Source organism: Bacillus sp. NP247 (assembly GCF_018966865.1).
GTDB lineage: Bacteria > Bacillota > Bacilli > Bacillales > Bacillaceae_G > Bacillus_A.
The window spans coordinates 4390520-4410230 of record NZ_CP076653.1 but is presented as its reverse complement, the minus strand read 5'-3'; the positions used below and the strand labels follow the sequence as shown (position 1 = coordinate 4410230).

The window sequence follows — 19711 nt, the reverse complement described above, 5'->3', positions numbered from 1 at the left end:
CCAACAACTTCATAAATCAAACACTCTCGCCTAAAACGTGAGATAGAGGTTGCAACGCTTATAAGTATTCTAAAGGAGACACAGAGATGTCTATGAATTTAGAGGAAAGGAAGTGTTGCCGAAATTGATAAATTTCTCTGCATTTATCAATTGGGGCTGTTTTCGAATAGAAACAGAACTGTCATATGTACAGACGTGTACGTATGAAGAGCTATCTACAAAAAAGAGATATCATTTTTTATGATATTCCTTTTTTGGCGGTTTTTTTATTAGCTCCGTTTTCTGTTTCCCTTTTCCTGTAACAGCACCATCCTCACTTATTTGAGATGGTGTTTTTTGCTTTTCTCTCTGGTAACTACAGGAATATTGGGATTTGTATATGTCCTAACCTATTCTTAAAAATGGACGAAAGAAGGAATTCGTAATGGAAACGATTGTACAAAAATTTGGCGGTACTTCTGTCGGAAGCGTCGAACGCATTCAACATGTAGCAAATTTAATTATTGAAGAATATGAACGAGGGCATAGTATTGTCTCTGTCGTTTCAGCAATGGGAAAAAGTACGGATAAACTTGTAGTACTTGCTAACGCTATTGCGGAAAATCCAAGTAAACGTGAAATGGATATGCTCCTATCTACAGGAGAACAAGTAACCATTTCATTATTAACAATGGCACTACAAACAAAAGGTTATAACGCAATTTCATTAACAGGATGGCAAGCTGGTATTACGACAGAATCTGTACATAGTAGTGCACGGATTACTGACATTAATACTGGTCGTATTCAGTCTCACCTTACTGAAGGCACGATTGTTATAGTAGCTGGTTTCCAAGGAGTAAGTGAAGAAAATGAAATTACAACACTTGGCCGCGGTGGCTCCGATACGACTGCTGTCGCATTAGCTGCGGCACTAAAAGCAAAAAAATGTGATATTTATACGGATGTGTCAGGCGTATATACGACTGATCCACGAGTTGTAAAAACTGCTTATAAATTAGATGAAATTTCTTATGACGAAATGTTAGAGCTTGCAAATCTCGGTGCTGGCGTATTACACCCACGTGCTGTTGAATTTGCTAAAAATCATAATGTCGTTTTAGAAGTACGATCAAGTATGGAACAAGAAAACGGAACAATTGTAAGGGGAGAATGTAACATGGAACAACAATCAATCGTTAAAGGTATCGCATTTGAGGATAATATTACACGCGTCACAATTAAAGGATTAGAACAAGGTGCACTTTCAACAGTTTTCTCTACATTAGCAGCGGCACATATTAATGTAGATATTATTATTCAAAGTATTACAAATGAAGGAACTGTTCACCTCTCCTTCTCGATTCATTCTAATGATTTAAGAGAAACATTAGAAGTGTTAGAACAAAATCAAGAGGCACTTCACTATGAATCTGTAGAACATGAAAATCATTTAGCGAAAGTATCAATTGTAGGATCTGGTATGGTATCTAACCCAGGAGTTGCTGCGAATATGTTCACTACTTTAAAAGAAGGCGGTATTCATATTAAAATGGTAAGTACATCTGAAATTAAAGTATCAGTTGTCATTGACCGTATTCACTTAGTAGATGGCGTTGAAGCACTCCATCAATCATTTATGGCGAAAATTGAGCCTTTAGTGCAAATGATTTAATTTCCGCCAGTAAAACTTACAACAAATTATATTAATCTATTTCCTTCCTATATAAATAGAAAGCTGTTTGCATAGTGGAAAGTGAGAAAAAGGTTATTTAGTTTAAAATAAAGTCGTTTGAAAAATAATAAAATTGTTAAAAAATAGAAGCAGATCATTCTATTCAACAATCGGGTAGTTATCTCCCACCTAACTTCCTCGCATTCGCCGAATTTTGAGGTGGGGGTCTTATTGCCCGCAAATAGCGGGATAAATTTTTACACATAAGGAGATAAAGACTATGACAAAAAACAAATTACTAAGAATGGACAATGTCAGCATCGTTGTAGAATCCCTTGATGACGCAATCTCTTTCTTCGAGGAGATTGGCTTGAACCTCGAAGGGCGAGCCACTGTCGAAGGTGAATGGGCTGGTCGTGTAACCGGATTGGGTACTCAGCGCGTGGAGATTGCTATGATGGTTACGCCAGATGGCCACAGCCGAATTGAACTTTCCCGATTTCTTACCCCACCTACTATAGCAGATCATCGGACAACTCCTGTAAACGCCCTCGGTTATCTACGCGTCATGTTCACCGTTGAAGACATTGACGAAATGGTATCCAGACTTACTAAGCATGGTGCAGAGCTCGTTGGCGAAGTAGTTCAGTACGAGGACTCGTATCGACTCTGCTACATTCGTGGAATCGAAGGACTTCTAATCGGTTTGGCGGAACAACTCGGTAACAAATAAGTAAGTGACGTTGTATAAAAAGCCTTTACTGAAATATACATTACTGAAGTGAAAATATTTGAAGAAAATTCTTACTCAATAAAAGGGCGATATTGTTGAATAAGAATTTTAAGCGACTTTATTATTATATTTTTTAGTGCAGTGAAATATCTTACTTTAAAAATTAGACAACTATATTTTTAACCCCGTCCTAACTTTAGAACGGGGTTATGCTTGTTTTAACTTTTAAAATTAGATAACTTTATTATCATTTTACACATAGATTTCAAGACTCTACACAAACAGCTTTTTAACATATTATCGATATCCAAAAATTATCATAAAACAATAAAACTACTCGTCATATCCTTTCCTAGGAAATATAACAGACTCTTCTCACTTTTTATTACATATCTTATCGCTCTTTCCCTTGAAAAAACGATCTATATTCATTCAAAATAACTTTCTTCACATCCGAGTAAAAAACCATCATGAATAATGCAACTCCTAATACAACAACCTGCATTCTTTCATAATCAATGAAAGCACTCATAATTAGCAATCCAAACCCCATATAAAAACCAAATTCATTCTCTTTCTCAAAATCCTCATCTTCTTCATCAATATGTATTTTCTTTTTTGAATCTTGATTCCCTTTTATTAATTCATCGAGCGTAACATTATACATTTCACTCAACAAAATCAAATTTTCAATGTCCGGACAGCTTTTATCCTTTTCCCATTTACCCCGCTTTAACAGGCAGTTAATCCCATCGTAGCTTTTAAATACATCAAGGAAGCCAGATGGGATTAACTGCCTATAAAAGCCCGATTGGTTCAACTAATAATCAGTGGGATAAATCGCTCCACTGATTAAAGTTTCACTTTATACACCGCTTGCCTTGTCAAACCAATCTTTTTAGCGACACCTTCCTGCGAAAACCTTTTTGACTCTCGTAATCTTTTAAGTTGTTCTCCTAAACTCATAACGTCCCCTCCTTTAACAAATTATTACATAAAAGGATATAAAAAAGAAAGAAACCATTAGTAAAGCTCACTGTAAACCACTCGTTTACACAACAAAAAAGGAGGATAGCTCTATTCCTGAGCTACTCTCCCTCATATTTCTCCCGCATTAACGGGCGTAAGACTCCCACCTCAAAATTCGGCTGTAAAGCAAAGAAGTTAGGTGAGAGATCAACTGCCCGTAAAAGCCCGATTGGTGAAGGCTAATAATCAGTGGGGGATGAACAACCCCCACTGATTAAAGTTTCACTTTATATTAAAACAGATGAATGTTTTCTTTCTTACAGGCTTCACGTAAATCGTCAGGCCATACAGAAGATTGAACTTCACCGATATGTGCTTTACGTAAGAAGTACATGCACATTCTTGATTGTCCGATACCACCGCCAATTGTTAATGGTAGTACGTCTTCTAAAATTCCTTTATGGAAATCATATTCACGTTTGAAATCGTCACCAGTTTTCGTTAACTGTTCGTCAAGTGATTTACTGTCAACACGAATTCCCATTGATGATAATTCGAATGAAGCTTGTAATACTGGGTGCCAGAATAAAATGTCACCGTTTAATTTCCAATCGTCGTAATCAGCTGCACGTCCATCGTGCTTTTCACCTGAACGAAGTGCATCACCAATTCCAATAATAAAGACTGCACCATGTTCTTTCGCAATTGCGTGTTCACGATCTTTCGGTGTTAACTCTGGATATTTGTCTTCTAGCTCTTGGGAAGTAATGAAAACAACCTCTTCTGGTAAATACTTTCCAAGGAACGGATATTTTTCAAATAAGTGATCTTCTAAATCTTTGAATATTCCATAAATTGTTCGTACTGTTTCTTGTAAGTAATCTACAGTACGCCATTCTTTTTGAACGATTTTTTCCCAATCCCATTGGTCAACGTAAATGGAATGTGTTGCATCAAGTTCTTCATCACGACGAATCGCGTTCATGTTTGTATATAAACCTTCACCAGCTTCATATCCATATTCATGTAGTGCAAATCGTTTCCACTTCGCTAGTGAATGAACAATTTCTAATTCTTCTCCTGAATGTAACATATCAAATTCAATCGGACGTTCTACACCGTTTAAGTGATCGTTTAATCCTGATTTTTTCGTTACGAATAGTGGTGCAGATACGCGGAATAGTTCAAGGCGTTTTGCTAATTGATCCTCGAAAAATGTTTTAACTTCCTTAATTGCGATTTGAGTCTCTCTTACTGTCATTAATGATTGATACATGGTGGTTTCCTCCTAAAATGTTTGGATGTTGTGGAAAAAAGCCAACAAAAAAAGCCCTTCTTTCCCAAAAACTGGGACGAAAGACTTTGGTTCCGCGGTACCACCCAAATTAGCAACAGAGGTTGCTCACTTATACAGTACGGAGATTAAAAAATCTCGATACTGTTCTTCTTGTAACGGCGAAGTTCCCGGCTAAGTCTACTTTCCTATAAAGGATTTCGGTTAGCGACTCCAGGAGGTTCTTCATAATAGGCTTCGTATCAGGCTCACACCGCCCCTGACTCGCTTAAACTACATCCTACTACTACTCGTCCTTTCATAGTCGTTTTATTGTCACATCTCTGAAACATTTTATTAATGATTATTCTATACAAAAAATAGATAAAGTCAACAAAAAGTTTTAAAATATTTTTCAATTCTTTATTTTTCGCCTTTACCGACTGTTCTTAATATAACATTTTTATTTCCTTTGCCTCTTCAATCCAAAAAACATTTCACTAATTGAAACTAACATATACACAACAATTAGTGTAATCGTTCGAAATATAGAATCCGCAGTATTTCTTATTATTTTCATTTTCTTTGTAATTCCTTTCAGTTTACTTGCAAATTCATGATATACTATAGCATTCAAGCAGTTTGTTTTTACTTAGAGCAAACATAGTCATTTATCAAGAGTATTTTCTAATTCATTGACTATTATTAAATAAGATTTTTATATAACGGAGTGATTATATGAGCAAAACGAAAGCAAAACCGAAAAAAGGTGTAGGACAAGGTACAGGAAGTAAAGGATGGAATCGTTGGCAATCAAGTGCAAAGAAAAAGGCAGCTGCAAAGCCATACAAAAGTAAAGGTACAAAGAAGTAAAATAAATAGTGTCTTATTTCTTTACTTTGTTCAAAACAAAATATTATTATTACCACGAAAAGCTATGCTCTCATAAATTTGAAAGCATAGCTTTTTCATATTAAATCATTAGAATATCTCGTATTTCTTCCTCCGTAATAGAAGATAATTTCTCTTTTCCTGGCTCAATTACTTCAGCAATTAAATTTTTCTTAGTTTCTTGTAGTTCATGCATTTTTTCTTCAATTGTTCCATGTGCTACTAACTTAATCACTTGCACTGTATTTTTTTGTCCCATTCGATACGCTCTATCCGCTGCTTGTTGTTCAACAGCTGGATTCCACCATAAGTCGTACAATATAACTGTATCTGCACCTGTTAAATTTAGCCCTGTACCACCAGCCTTTAAAGAAATCAGGAATAAATCCCCTTCTCCCTCGTTAAACCGATTGCATAGCTCCACGCGTTCTTGCGAAGGTGTACTCCCGTCTAAATAAAAGTATGGAATGGCTTGACGATTTAATTCACGACCAATAATGGAAAGCATCTTTGTAAATTGAGAAAAGATTAAAATTCTCTTCCCTGTACTTCTACATTCTTCTAAAATCTCTAACAGTTGTTCAAACTTTGCTGAACTGCCTTTGTAATCATCAACGAATAAAGCAGGATGATTACAAATTTGTCGTAATCTCGTTAAACCAGCTAAAATTCTAATTTTATTTTTACGTAACGTATCTTTATCTAAATGTTTTAACGTTTCTTCCCTTAATTTAGCTAAATAAGCTGCATACAATTTCTTTTGATCCGGTAACAACTCCGATGACTGTAAATGCTCTATTTTATCTGGCAATTCATTTAATACGTCCTCTTTTAATCGTCTTAATACGAATGGTTTAACTCGCTTCGCTATATCTTCCCGTCTTAAATCACCGAACTCTTTTCTTCCTGGTAATAATTCTGGGAAGACGACATGGAAGATAGACCATAACTCTTCTAACGAATTTTCTACAGGTGTTCCCGTTAATCCGAAACGATACTCAGCTTGAATCGTTTTCACCGCTCTTGCAGTTTGCGTTGTAGGGTTTTTAAAAGCTTGTGCTTCATCAAGAAATAGTGTATGAAACGGCCTTGCATACAACCTTATATCTCTTCTTAGTAATGGATATGACGTAATTACGACATCAAACTCTGTTATATCTTTTAAAATCTTACGGCGTTCAGTTTGATTCCCATCTGCAATAACTGCTCGAATATGAGGGGCGAACTTTTTCAATTCACTAAGCCAATTATAGACGAGAGATGATGGAGAAACGACTAATATAGGCATGTTCTTCTCTCGAATTTCCGATAAAACAGAATCTATAAAAGCAATGCTTTGCAATGTTTTTCCGAGTCCCATATCGTCTGCTAAAATGCCTCCAAAACGGTAATAGGCGAGTGTTTTCATCCACTCGAATCCATATACTTGATAATCTCGCATTTCTGCATTTATAGTATTTGGCACAGTAAACTTTAATTTTTTCGGATTTTGAATATTTTCTACTAACTCTTGAACAGACGCATCTAAACTTAAAACATTCCCTTCGTTAAGTCCGTTCATCCATTTCACACTCCGAATAAGCGGAACATTCACTTCTTCCCCATGTAAAAATTCTTTCCGAATACCCGATTCTTTTACAAACTGATTAATTTCATTAAACTCTTTGCTCTCTAGTGATAATAAAGAACCATTCGCTAATCGGTAATATTTACGTTTCTCTTCAAGAGCGACTAATACCCCTTTAATTTCCGCTTCCGGTATTCCCTTTATATCAAAACGAAATGACAACCAATCTATTCTTTCTTTTCTTCTTACCCTAATAAGAGGAGCTGTATCCCCTTTATGAATACGTAATTTAATTGCTGTCGTCGCATAAATATCAACTAAGCCTTTTAACGTTGGAACTACGTGATATAAAAAGTTATACTCAGCCTCTTCATTATGCATAAAATAACCGCCTTCTGTTTTGGCGAAGGCACTTTCACTCATAATGTCTAAAATCTCTTTTTCCTTTTTCTCATCACGATTAAAAACAGATGGCTGCCCGTCTTCTTCTAGTGGATTAATCACGACGTTGCCATAATGGAATTCGAGACCAGCTAACAAACGATTTTTCACTCGATCTAAATACAATTTCGCTTTTAGCGAAGGCGTTTCAACACGATCTGATATTACTTCATCAATGCGTACAGTTCCGAGTTTCATTAAACCTGGAACAACCTTTGCTACAAAATGCTCCATCTTATCCGCCGGAATATACAATTGATTACTACTAGAACGATTCATCATTTTTTGTAATTCAATAAGCCGCTTGCAATCTTCAACATTTAACTGGTACAGTTTCCCTTCGAATAGAACATAGCCATACGTATCCATTACCTCAACTTGTTGTAACCCCTCAATATAAAGTGTAAATCCACCGTTACTACCTTTATTAAACTCAAAATGCAAAGGAAGTAGTCCTTTTGAAATATGCAAACCATGGAACGATTGTCCACCTTGATTAAGTCTCACTAACTCTACTCTAGAAAGTAAAGAAAGCATATCCGTCCATGAAGCTGGCGGTATTAAAATCATACTATCATCTTGTTTTGTGTGTACTTCCAGCGTATCCTCATACATTTTTTCGTTATGATGAATTTTAATTAGTTGCTGAATAATCGCATCCGTTTCTTGCCTGAAGCTATGTACATCCGGTGTATATGCAAATTCATTCGAACAATGAAAAGACTCTCTTTTCTCCACTTTAGAAAGAAATTCTCTAATATGATTTACGAAATACGTTTTGGCAAGTTTCAACTGAATTCCTAGAAGTGCCCCACCACTTTTCGTAGCTACTGGTGTACATATAAACTCAACATCTAATATTTCACGTGTATCAAAACGGTGTTGTTTACTTTTTGGTCTTAATGGTTTCTCTGCAAACAACTGAAACATCCCGCTTGTCAATTGATCATTTCCGCTCATATTTTCACTACTAGCGGGGAGCATCCCACCCGTTTGCTGATTATAATTTATTTGTATCAGTACTGCCGCAACATGCTGACAATACGTTTGAAAAGATGCTAATGAAGGACAACTACATTTCGCAACAACATCACCTTTTTTAGCTTTTTCTACTGTAACATGAAAATCTTCGTTCCCTTTTACTGTCGCCTCGCAAATTTCTTTATTTGCATCATAACGATTCACTATTACTTTATTTGCTTTATAATAAGCTTCGCCTCTTTTATATGAGGTCTCTCCGCATACTTCTTTAATTATTGATTTATTTAATGTAAAACTCATTGTTTTGACACTTCCTTAATGTAAAACCATTTTCTCTTACTTACATTTTACATGCTCCACGAGAAAATATAAAATGTTGATTTAACAAAAAAAGATGCTTATTTATAAGCATCTTCTTCACTCTATCTCCATCAACCGTTTCGCCTCAAAATACAACACTTGAATAAATTTCTTCGTATTAATACGTATATGCCCAGAAGCTGCCACTTCATCCTTCGTCATTTCTGTCATACGTTTTCTAACTACAGTGAAATCAAAAAATTTCGGAGCATAGCTTTCAAATTTCGGATTTGAAAAGTCCGTTAATCCTAAGGAAGCTAAATGATTTAACGATTGATAAATTGCTCTACGTACCCTTTGCTCAGATGCTTTTTTCTCTTTATCAATATCCGTATCTAAAGCTATAGCCCCTAATTTCCTTATCGTAATATGATGGAAAATATCTTTTAGCGCAGGAAATCCAAATTCAAACGTTTGCTCTTTTTCTTGCCCATATAAATATTCCAACATACTAAGTAAGTCTTTACTTCCATTCTCTCCCGCAATACCAAGTTCTGATAATAAATAGCGTCCTGAATCCGCTATTTTTTTCCCTTCTTGCATTGGCTCATTTCGAACTTGCGGCTGTTCCCACTTGAAAACGTTATTCAATGATTTTTGAATATCATGTATAGAGCGCTCTAAACGAATACGTTCCATTACTTTTCTTACAACAGATACAACTTCAATTTTATTTAGTGGTTTTGTAATATAATATTCTACTCCAAGTGTATACGCCTCACCTATAAGTTGCTTTGATTCAACTTGAGAAATCATAATGATTTTCCCAGTAAAAGCGGACGCAATATGACGAACTGTTTCAATCCCGTCTCGCATTGGCATTAATAAATCAATAAATAAAATATCTACTTTTTTAAAATTTAGTTGATCTGCTTCAATAAAAGCTCCGTCTTCCGACTCACCAATCACTTCCCCAAGATCACCATCTTCAATAATTTGCGAAAGCATAGAGCGGAAAACTTCATCATCATCTACGATATAATAAAACACATTTATTCCCCTTCCCGCTTTAAACTGCACTCCGGTAAACAAACTACAAACTTACACCCTCTGCCAGTTTCTCGATCTTCTAATCTTACTTCTCCTCCGAGTTCCGTTACCATTTCGTTTATGTAAGAAAGCCCAATTCCTGTTGATGGTGTTCCCGTTTGATCATACTTCGAAGTAAATCCAGGTTTAAATACTAATTTCTTATATTTTTGTACAATACCAGGTCCATCATCAATTACTTCAAAGAATATATGTTTGTCAATTTTATATAGCTTAATAATAATAACACCATTATCCTCAATTGCTTCAACTGCATTTGCAACTAAGTTGTTGAAAATTGATAAGACTGTATACACATGATATTCTGCATGTTCACCTTCTATATGCTTTGAAAAACGTATATTTTTTTCCAACATGTCAGCGTACTTCTCATTTATTCTCACAATCATTTCTGCAAGCTCATGACCTTCTACATACTCAGCCACATTTTTATCTAATAACAATTTAGATAACCCTGCAAAAATTCTTTGATTATCTTTTTTTATTTCATGCACTTCTCCCGCTATTTTCAATGCTGTTTTACTACTCGAATCATCGTTCGCTTGTAAATTACGATATAATTGATACGCTTCTTGTGTAATTAACTCCGCATTTTGCAGCGTTTTTTTCAAATGAACTGATTCCACATATAAATTAGAAAGGTACATTAACATATTTTCATTTTCTTTTCGAACTTGTGATTCTTTTAATTTTGTTTCATATAAATTCATCATATTTAAAAAACCAAGTGCAAAGAAACTACGGAAAATAGCAATAATAATTAGTTTATTCACTTCAGAAACTGTTATCGTTGTCCCCAGCACTAACATATGATAAAACGCAAGTTCAGACATACTTGCGATAATTTCAATTGTAATTCCAAGACATCCTATCACAATTGGCTTCTGATGAAACTTATTCACCCTACAAAGCGAAAAAAGACTTCCATATATAAAATAATAAAAGAAAACGGGATAGCGCAAATAAAATGATTCTGTCATATGAAATGACCCTTGCAATACCCAGTCAAGACATACACGAAATAAGACTACAGATATACCTACAAGAATACCTGCAGCTGCTGCTGGCACTCTTCTTAAAAATAGTAATAAAAAGAAGAAAAGCGGTGTCCCAAAACTAACACGAAACATATCATTAAAAGGATGAAAATTCAGCTCTCCAGCAATCGGAACAACAACCATTAATATAATTAAAAGATACATATCTTTCTTCCATAATTGATTCCAATTCAAAAGTGCCACTTCCTATGCTTTTTTTCAATTGTAAAAGTGAAAGCCCGCTTATAATTATAAACGGGCTTTATTTCTATATTCTAACCTTTTCTACCGCTTTTATTTGGCGATACTCCGGTTCCCATATTGCTTCTTTTACTGCAATCTTAATATCGTCATCACTTAAGTTCTCTCTAGCAACACCTTCTGCAACTGCAACTTTCGCTACTTCAATCGCAACCAGTTCAGAGATATTACGTAACTCTTCAACTTCTGGCAAAATAGGCGCTCCTGGCTGACTTGTATCTACCATACTTGCAACTGCTTCTGCTGCTGCTGCGAACATTCCATCCGTCATGACGCTTGCACGAACAACAATTGTACCAAGACCTAGTCCTGGGAAAATAAGTGCGTTATTTGACTGTCCAATCACATACGTTACACCGTTATATGTAACCGGTTCAAACGGACTTCCTGTTGCAACTAATGCTTTTCCTTCTGTCCACTCGATTAAATCTGCTGGTTTCGCTTCAGCAAGTGGCGTTGGATTCGACATTGGTAAAATGATTGGTCTTTCTACGTGAGAAGCCATTTCTTTAATAATTTCCTCTTTAAATGCGCCTGCAACAGTAGATGTACCAATTAAAATTGTCGGTTTTACATGTTTCACAACTTCAGCAAGTCCGATAGCATCATTTTGTTTCCAATCACTTACTTCAGCTTCTTTTCTTGCATATGGAATTTGAAAATCAAGAAGATCTTCCATATTATCTGTAACCAACCCATTACGGTCAATACACCAGAAACGATTATGTGATTCTTCGTCTGATAAGCCGACACGAACCATTGCATCTCTTACTTGATCTGCGATACCGATTCCAGCCGTACCAGCACCAAACACAACAACGCGGTGTTCACTTAACGGTACACCAGAAGCTTTTACTGCCGATAATACAGCAGCAAGTGAAACTGCCCCTGTACCTTGAATATCATCATTAAATGTACAAACGTCATGACGATATTTATCTAAAATTTTTCGTGCATTTCGAGAACTGAAGTCTTCCCAATGTAGAAGCGCTTTCGGGAATTGTTTATTTACCGCTTGAACAAACGTATCAATAAATTCATCGTAAGCTTCACCTGTTATACGAGGGTGACGATTTCCAATATAAAATGGATTGTTTAATAATTCCTCACGATTTGTACCTACATCTAAAATTACCGGTAATACACGGCTAGGATCGATTCCAACTGCGGCCGTATATACAGCTAATTTCCCGATTGCGATGTTAATTCCACCAACACCCCAATCACCAATTCCTAATATACCTTCTCCATCCGTTACAACGACTAAATCAATGTTTTCAGCTGTTGCACCGATATTTGCAAATGCATCTTCAATACCTGATGGATCGTTAATTGATAAATAAATGCCACGTGGTTTACGGTATTCATGACTATATCTTTGAATTGCTACACCAACAGTAGGTGTATATACGATTGGTAACATTTCACGTAAATGCTCTGTTAAAATACGATAAAATAACACTTCATTTCGATCATGTAGCGCTGTTAAGTATACATTCTTTAATAAATCATCCGGCTGAGAACTAAATTGTTCATACGCTCGGCGTGCTTGTTCTTCTAACGTTAAAACCGCTGGCGGTAATAACCCTTTTAAACCTAACTCTTCTCTTTCCTCTTGTGTGAAAGCTACCCCTTTATTTAAAAGTGGTGTTGATAATACTTCTGCTCCTCTTAATGTTGTTTCTAATGCACCATTAGAAGCCACTGTAAACTTACTCATAACATCCCTACCTCTATTCATATATAGCATTTCTATATTGTAAACAAAAAAGAGGGGATTGTCCCCCTCTTCTTTTAATTTTTCTTTAAAAGAGTTGCTCCTGCAATCCCTGGGTGTGTCATTTCGAATGGATCTAGAATTAACTCTAATTCTTCTTGTGACAATACACCATTTTTCACACATAGTTCTCGAACGGATTGCCCTGTCGCAATTGCTTCTTTCGCAACGCGAGCTGCTGCTTCATAGCCGATATGAGGGTTCACGGCTGTAATAATTCCTACACTCTTCTCAACGTACTCTTTTAAGCGATCTTCATTCGCTTCAATTCCTTTTAAGCAATTATCTGTAAAGGCACGGAAACCGTTATTCATAATGCTAATAGATTGAAGTAAGTTGAAAACAAGTACTGGTTCCATAACATTTAATTCTAATTGTCCTGCTTCTGAAGCAAGGCAAATTGTATGGTCGTTACCAATTACTTGGAACGCAATTTGATTAATTACTTCTGGCATAACAGGGTTTACTTTCCCTGGCATAATAGATGAACCTGGTTGACGAGCTGGTAACATAATTTCTGCTAATCCAACGCGTGGACCTGATGCCATTAGACGAAGATCGTTCGCAATTTTAGACATATTCATCATACATACTTTAAGTGCTGCAGATACTTCAGTGTACGCATCCGTATTTTGGGTTGCATCTACTAAATCTTCTGCACCAACAAGTGGTAGTTCACTAATTGTAGCTAAATGTTTTACAACTGCTTCAATATATTCTGGATCTGCATTTAAGCCTGTACCAACTGCAGTTGCTCCCATATTTACTTCATATAAATGTTGACGTGATTGCTTAATACGTTTCATGTCACGTTCAAGTACGCGGGAGTATGCTTTAAATTCTTGTCCAAGACGAATTGGCACAGCATCTTGTAAATGTGTACGACCCATTTTAATAACATGATCGAACTGTTCTGCTTTTAATTCAAATACATCATGCATATAACCCATTGTTTGTAATAAGCCTTCTAATGCATTTAATGTTGCAATATGAATCGCTGTTGGGAATGCATCGTTTGTTGATTGTGCCATATTTACATGACTGTTTGGACTAATATAATCATAGTCTCCCTTTTCCATTCCTAATAATTCAAGGGCACGATTGGCAATGACTTCATTTGCGTTCATATTCATTGAAGTTCCTGCACCACCTTGAATTGGATCAACGATGAAATGATCATGCCATTTCCCCTCAAGGATTTCTTGTGATGCTTCTGCGATAGCACCACCCTTTTTCAATTCCAATCTTCCTACATCTGCATTAGCAAGTGCTGCCGCTTTTTTTACAATTGCTAACGCTTTAATTAAACCTTCATGGACTTTGTATCCTGTAATCGGGAAATTCTCCACTGCACGCATTGTTTGTACACCGTAGTACGCATAATTTGGTACTTCTTTTTCACCTAAAAAATCTTTTTCAATTCGTACTCCATTTTTAACTTCAGTTAATGTTGCCATGATTACTCACTCCTTAACAATCTCTTACGCTGCTTTTGTTTGTTTGACCGTTTCTACATATTGTTTTGCTTTCTCATCATCGAATTCGCCTTCCCACTTCGACATAACAATGGCAGCTAATGCATTTCCTAATACATTGACAGCTGAGCGAATCATATCTAAAATGCGGTCAATTCCCGCAATTAATGCGATGCCTTCTAGCGGTAAGCCCATTGATCCTAACGTCGCTAATACAACAACGAATGATGCACCCGGAACTCCCGCCATACCTTTGGATGTTAACATGAGAACGAATAATAGCGTTATTTGCTCCGTCAGTGACATGTGTACACCGTACATTTGTGCAACAAACAATGCCGCTAACGCTTGATAAATAGCTGATCCAGTCAAGTTAAATGTATAACCTGTCGGAATTACGAAAGAGGCAACTGCCTTTGGACAACCGAACTCTTCCATTTTTCTCATTATATTAGGTAAAACAGCTTCTGAACTTGCTGTCGTAAATGAAAGAATAAGTTCTTCTTTTAAAATTTTCATTAATGTAAAAATATTTACTCCAACCATTCGCGCATTAATACCTAATACAATCACAACGAATAGTATAACAGTTACGTATACAGCTAGCACTAGTTTTCCTAAAGGAAGTAGTGTTGCTACACCAAATTTTGCAACCGTAACAGCAATTAATGCGAATACACCAAATGGTGCGAATTTCATCACTTGATTTGTAACCCAGAACATCGCTTCGAGCACACCTTCAAAAAAGTTAAAAACAGGCTTTCCTTTTTCTCCGATTGCTGCAACTCCTAAACCGAATAGTACTGAGAAGAATATAATCGGTAATAAGTCACCTTGTGTAATAGACTCAAATATATTTTTCGGTACAATATGAACAATCGTTTCTGCAAAGCCTTTCTTCTCTGTTGCATCTGCTGTTTGTTTATAAGAAGAAATATCACTTTGCTGTAAATTACTCATATCAACGCCAGTACCTGGTTGAAATATATTTGCTGCAAGTAATCCCATTAAAATAGCAATCGTCGTAATAATTTCGAAATAAAGAATTGTCTTACCGCCCAGTTTCCCAAGCTTTTTCATATCGCCTACACCAGCTACCGCAACAATTAATGCTGAAATAACAATTGGTACTACAATCATCTTAATTAAGTGAATAAATATATCCCCAATTGGTGTGATATAAGAAATCGCCGTTTTATTGCCATAAAAGACTGCCCCTACTACAATCCCTAAAACAAGCGCGACAAAAATTTGTGTTGCCAATCCGAATTTTTTCATTTATGTTCATCCCCTTCATGCGAACGCTTTCAATTTGAATTTATAAAAGCTACTCACACATCATATAAGCGAACCTACAAAATCATACAAAAACCTACAAGTTCGTCACAAAAAATTCAAATTTATTTCTTATAATATTCATTGACACTTTTTTATAAAAAAGAAATAAAATAACCTTGATGAAACATCAGATTATTTCGTATAATCTAAAAGATATACGTATTCTAAATAAATGAGGATGAAAAGGAGTGGATGTTATGAAAAATCACGTGAAGAAGTTCATCATATCTATTTCTTTTCTATTTCATTTTCTTACGAAGGAACAAAGGCATTCGCCTTTGTTCCTTTTTTATTGCAATCTATATAGGGGGAATTGTTATGAAACCATATAAACGCGTCTTAATTAAACTAAGTGGCGGCGCACTTGCTGATCAATCTGGAAATAGCTTTAACTCCAAACGATTAGAACATATCGCAAATGAAATAATATCCATTATTGACCTAGATATCGAAGTATCCATTGTCATCGGCGGCGGTAACATTTTCAGAGGTCATCTAGCTGAAGAATGGGGAATTGATCGTGTAGAAGCTGATAATATCGGTACGCTAGGTACGATTATTAACAGCTTAATGCTTCGCGGCGTTTTAACAAGTAAAACAGATAGAGAAGTACGCGTTATGACTTCCATCCCTTTTAATGCAGTAGCTGAACCATATATTCGCCTACGTGCAGTACATCATTTAGATAACGGTTATGTTGTCATATTCGGTGGTGGTAACGGGCAACCATTCGTTACAACAGATTACCCAAGTGTACAAAGAGCCATTGAAATGAATAGCGACGCCATTTTAGTCGCAAAACAAGGAGTAGACGGTGTCTTTACAAGTGATCCGAAACATAACAAATCAGCGAAAATGTACAGTAAACTGAACTATAACGATATTGTTAGGCAAAACATACAAGTAATGGATCAAGCAGCTTTATTGCTTGCTCGAGATTATAATTTACCGGCACACGTCTTTAACTTTGATGAGCCTGGCGTTATGAAAAGAATTTGTTTAGGTGAACATGTTGGGACGTTGATTAATGATGATGTTTCGATGCTTGTGCATGAAAAATAGTATTTTTCATCGGAAGTTCTGTCCACCCCTACTAATTATTAGCATTATCCAATCGGGCGTTTACGAGCAGTCGATCTCCCACTTAACTTCTTTGCTTTAGCCGAATTTTGAAGTGGGAATCTTACTGCTCGTTAATGCACGATCAATAGTCCCCTACTTTGTATAACAAGGGGACTTAAGTTTTTATCGTAAACTTATCTGGGTCATTAATAACGTTAGAATTCCTTTACGAAAGCTCTTCTGAATCCCATACTTCAATAAATTCAAAACCTTTTAAATCACTTTTTTCAATTAAAACCTTCAATTCATCCGAAATAAAAACAGCCGTAGGATGAATTTTTCCATTTATGTAAACCTTAAATATCATTTCATTTTGAACTATATTAAAATCAAATGCGAACTTTTCACAACCTACTATAAGGCCTGTAATCAGTTTTTTAAAGATTGCTTTATCTCCATCAATTGCATCTAGTACATTCAACACATGGACCAAGTAATATACCTCACTAGTTGAATTGCGTAAAAGTGGTAAGAATTCAACATTATCGCCTATTAAAGGTTCAAGCACTCTCTTGGCTTTTTCACTAATCATTGGTGCACCAGTTCCTCCCCCAAATTTAGGGAAATCACTATAATTATCTCCTTCAATACACTATATATATATATTGCCCCATGAATTTGCTAAATGAGTTATTGAGTTTATTTTTCCATCAATATATTTTTTATGATCTCCCTCAAAATTTAACAACTGGAAAGATTCGAAGTTATCTAACACACTCTTTAATACCCATATTTTCATGCTTATTCCCCTTAACTATTCTTTTATCTTCTAAAGTAAACTAGAATGTTACGTAACAAAAAATCGTTTACTACTATTTACTTTGTGATTCTAAAATATATCTTGAATATGAATTACCATCCCTTTCTATACTTATTCATAATAAAAAGCTTATACAAGTGCATAAGCTTTTTATTTTTTACTCTCTTAAATATGGATTCCCATTAATAATCTAATTAAATTAGATTTCTTTACGCACCCTCTTCTGAATCCCACACTTCAGTAAATTGAAAACCTTTTAATTCACTCTCTAAAATTACATTTTTGAATTGATCTGATACTAAAAGATAGTTAGGATGTACCTTTCCATTTATATTCAATTTAAAAATCGGTTCGTCCTGGACAACATAAGGAATAAATACAAATTTTTTACATCCTATTATTAAACCTGAACTTAACTTATCAAAGATGTTTTATTAGTATCAAGTGCTTCCAACACCCTTAAAACATGCATAGCATAGTATTGTTTATTTGTTTGTTTATGAATTAATGGTAAAAATTCAACATTATCTCCTACTATAGATTCTAAAACATTCTTGGCTTTTTCACTAATTATTTGTACACCAGACTTCCCCCAAAAAATAGGGGAATCGCTTGACTTTCCTTCATCTGTTACCTCAATAAACTTAGGCGTCCATGAATCTGACAAACTCACCATAGAATTAAAACTAGTTTTAAAATATTTTTTATCCTCTTCATAGTTTAATAATTGAAAGGCTTCATAATTATCAGTCGAGCTTTTTAATTGCCAAACCTTCATATATATTCTCCTTTATTATTACCATTTATTTATATAGTTATTTCTTAGGTTCATTTAATCGTAAATTACCTTCTAATAAATCTCTTCTTATTCCATGTAACACTGTTTGGGTTCACATTCCTTATTTAATTCTTGTAAAAAATAAAAAACAAACTAACCTTTAAAATGTTAGTTCGTTTTTAATAAATCATTAAATTAATATCAGGTAATCAAAAATGAATTTCAAATTATATTTAACATTAATTATTTTTATCCATTGGTATTGTATTTAGTGCTAAACCAACAGACCCTAATTTTTCAATTATTTTTTTTACTTTACCATATGGAGCTCCTTTTACTAATGTAAAAGGAAGGTTTTTCGATCCTTTTAATAGTTCCCCTGTTGAAATATCAAGTGCTAGTACACTTTTTATCTTTACTAAATCTTTTAATCCTCCATTAGGAATTTCTATTAACACTATATTACACGTATCAGGGATTTCTTCTTTTATTTTCTGTATTTTTTGATTCAAACACCCCGTATTTATCCACTCAATAAAATCTAATGTAACTACAGTGGCATGATTTGGATTCATATCACCAGAATCAACAGCCCTTACTTCTCGTACATCTGCACCTTGCGACATTAAAAATACATTGCCACTACCATCATCACCAATAGCAACATAACCATTTGCATATTCTGTTACTTCCCAAGTCACATTTCGTTCTATAATATCATCAGTACCATAAATTATTAATCCTCCACCTATAGAAAAACCATTTGTATATTTCAATAAATCTTTATGTACATTTGGTAATTCAACTTTCATTACATCTTCTATTTCTTGAATTTCAATGTCATTTGCTGGCTTATTTTTTATTAAACCAGAAACATTAGGTGAATTTATCACTTTTTTACCCCCCCCCAAACTATCAAAATATTTACAAGTATCTACCAATACTTTTCTTGCAGTTTTCTGATCAACTCCTGCCTCAATCATTTCTCTATAGCTTACATTAAATTCATAATTTATTTCAGTATCATATCCTTCAAGCCTTCTTCGCTTTCTTTGCATAGCGGAAATTTTCGCATGAGGTAAACCAGAACTTGATGGTAAAAGTATTGTTTGTGCTTTCTTTTCGGTATAATCAAACCCACCCTTAATAGCCCATTCATTTTGTATAGGATGATGTGATTGTATTCGATTATCAGCAGCTATATTTTTATGTCCTGGAGCACAATCACCACTTACTTTGCAACC

General features: G+C 35.1%; 12 protein-coding genes, 5 pseudogenes, 1 riboswitch and 1 other annotated feature. Of the genes and pseudogenes, 4 read left to right on the top strand and 13 right to left on the bottom strand.

Annotated features, from left to right (window positions below; all coding sequences use genetic code 11):
* Nucleotides 1-35: 35 nt before the first annotated feature.
* Nucleotides 36-222: riboswitch (Lysine riboswitch) on the top strand.
* Between the two features lie 202 nt (nt 223-424).
* Both KPL75_RS23025 and KPL75_RS23020 read left to right on the top strand, forming a co-directional pair.
* On the top strand, nt 425-1654 hold the full coding sequence (locus tag KPL75_RS23025; RefSeq protein ID WP_002148936.1) for an aspartate kinase: 1230 nt from the start codon (nt 425-427) through the stop codon (nt 1652-1654).
* Between the two features lie 280 nt (nt 1655-1934).
* A complete protein-coding gene (locus KPL75_RS23020) occupies nt 1935-2387 on the top strand; it encodes a VOC family protein (protein WP_219917915.1) in 453 nt (150 codons plus the stop codon).
* 375 nt (nt 2388-2762) lie between these two features.
* On the opposite strand, the pseudogene KPL75_RS23015 reads toward KPL75_RS23020, so the two are convergent.
* The 3 genes and pseudogenes from KPL75_RS23015 to asnA form a co-directional block, all read right to left on the bottom strand.
* Nucleotides 2763-3135, bottom strand: a pseudogene (locus KPL75_RS23015) (helix-turn-helix domain-containing protein).
* Between the two features lie 119 nt (nt 3136-3254).
* A pseudogene (locus KPL75_RS23010) lies at nt 3255-3353 on the bottom strand (helix-turn-helix domain-containing protein); the annotation flags it as partial.
* A 295-nt stretch (nt 3354-3648) separates the two neighbouring features.
* Nucleotides 3649-4632, bottom strand: coding sequence for an aspartate--ammonia ligase (gene asnA, locus KPL75_RS23005; protein ID WP_000284901.1), 984 nt, complete (start codon nt 4630-4632; stop codon nt 3649-3651).
* 69 nt (nt 4633-4701) lie between these two features.
* Nucleotides 4702-4961, bottom strand: a binding site (T-box leader).
* 406 nt (nt 4962-5367) lie between these two features.
* Between asnA and KPL75_RS23000 the strand changes: the two genes are divergently transcribed.
* Nucleotides 5368-5502 carry a DUF3934 domain-containing protein gene (locus tag KPL75_RS23000; RefSeq protein ID WP_000047588.1) on the top strand — a complete coding sequence of 45 codons (135 nt, stop codon included), beginning with the start codon at nt 5368-5370 and terminating at the stop codon, nt 5500-5502.
* A 100-nt stretch (nt 5503-5602) separates the two neighbouring features.
* On the opposite strand, the gene KPL75_RS22995 is transcribed toward KPL75_RS23000, so the two are convergent.
* The 6 genes from KPL75_RS22995 to KPL75_RS22970 form a co-directional block, all read right to left on the bottom strand.
* On the bottom strand, nt 5603-8809 hold the full coding sequence (locus tag KPL75_RS22995; protein WP_219917914.1) for a DEAD/DEAH box helicase: 3207 nt from the start codon (nt 8807-8809) through the stop codon (nt 5603-5605).
* A 117-nt stretch (nt 8810-8926) separates the two neighbouring features.
* Nucleotides 8927-9859, bottom strand: coding sequence for a response regulator (locus tag KPL75_RS22990; RefSeq protein ID WP_219917913.1), 933 nt, complete (start codon nt 9857-9859; stop codon nt 8927-8929).
* A 2-nt stretch (nt 9860-9861) separates the two neighbouring features.
* Nucleotides 9862-11160, bottom strand: coding sequence for an ATP-binding protein (locus KPL75_RS22985; protein ID WP_219917912.1), 1299 nt, complete (start codon nt 11158-11160; stop codon nt 9862-9864).
* 64 nt (nt 11161-11224) lie between these two features.
* Nucleotides 11225-12937 (bottom strand): oxaloacetate-decarboxylating malate dehydrogenase, encoded by a 1713-nt coding sequence (gene malS, locus KPL75_RS22980; protein ID WP_002012227.1) that lies wholly within the window; start codon nt 12935-12937, stop codon nt 11225-11227.
* A 74-nt stretch (nt 12938-13011) separates the two neighbouring features.
* Entirely contained in the window at nt 13012-14451 is a 1440-nt protein-coding gene (gene aspA, locus KPL75_RS22975) for an aspartate ammonia-lyase (RefSeq protein WP_002012229.1), read from the bottom strand.
* Nucleotides 14452-14475: 24 nt separating this feature from the next.
* Nucleotides 14476-15747, bottom strand: a complete 1272-nt coding sequence (locus tag KPL75_RS22970) for a cation:dicarboxylate symporter family transporter (protein ID WP_002086365.1) — start codon at nt 15745-15747, stop codon at nt 14476-14478.
* A 378-nt stretch (nt 15748-16125) separates the two neighbouring features.
* Here KPL75_RS22970 and pyrH point away from each other — a divergent pair, with 378 nt between their 5' ends.
* Nucleotides 16126-16869 (top strand): UMP kinase, encoded by a 744-nt coding sequence (pyrH, locus tag KPL75_RS22965; RefSeq protein ID WP_002012233.1) that lies wholly within the window; start codon nt 16126-16128, stop codon nt 16867-16869.
* Nucleotides 16870-17095: 226 nt separating this feature from the next.
* Here the strand turns inward: pyrH and KPL75_RS22960 are convergent.
* The 4 genes and pseudogenes from KPL75_RS22960 to KPL75_RS27525 all read right to left on the bottom strand — a co-directional run.
* Nucleotides 17096-17668: pseudogene (locus KPL75_RS22960) on the bottom strand (imm11 family protein).
* Nucleotides 17669-17898: 230 nt separating this feature from the next.
* A pseudogene (locus KPL75_RS22955) lies at nt 17899-18467 on the bottom strand (imm11 family protein).
* 239 nt (nt 18468-18706) lie between these two features.
* Nucleotides 18707-19360 (bottom strand): SMI1/KNR4 family protein, encoded by a 654-nt coding sequence (locus KPL75_RS22950; RefSeq protein ID WP_219921151.1) that lies wholly within the window; start codon nt 19358-19360, stop codon nt 18707-18709.
* A gap of 81 nt (nt 19361-19441) precedes the next feature.
* Nucleotides 19442-19615, bottom strand: a pseudogene (locus tag KPL75_RS27525) (cytoplasmic protein); the annotation flags it as partial.
* Between the last annotated feature and the right edge of the window lie 96 nt (nt 19616-19711).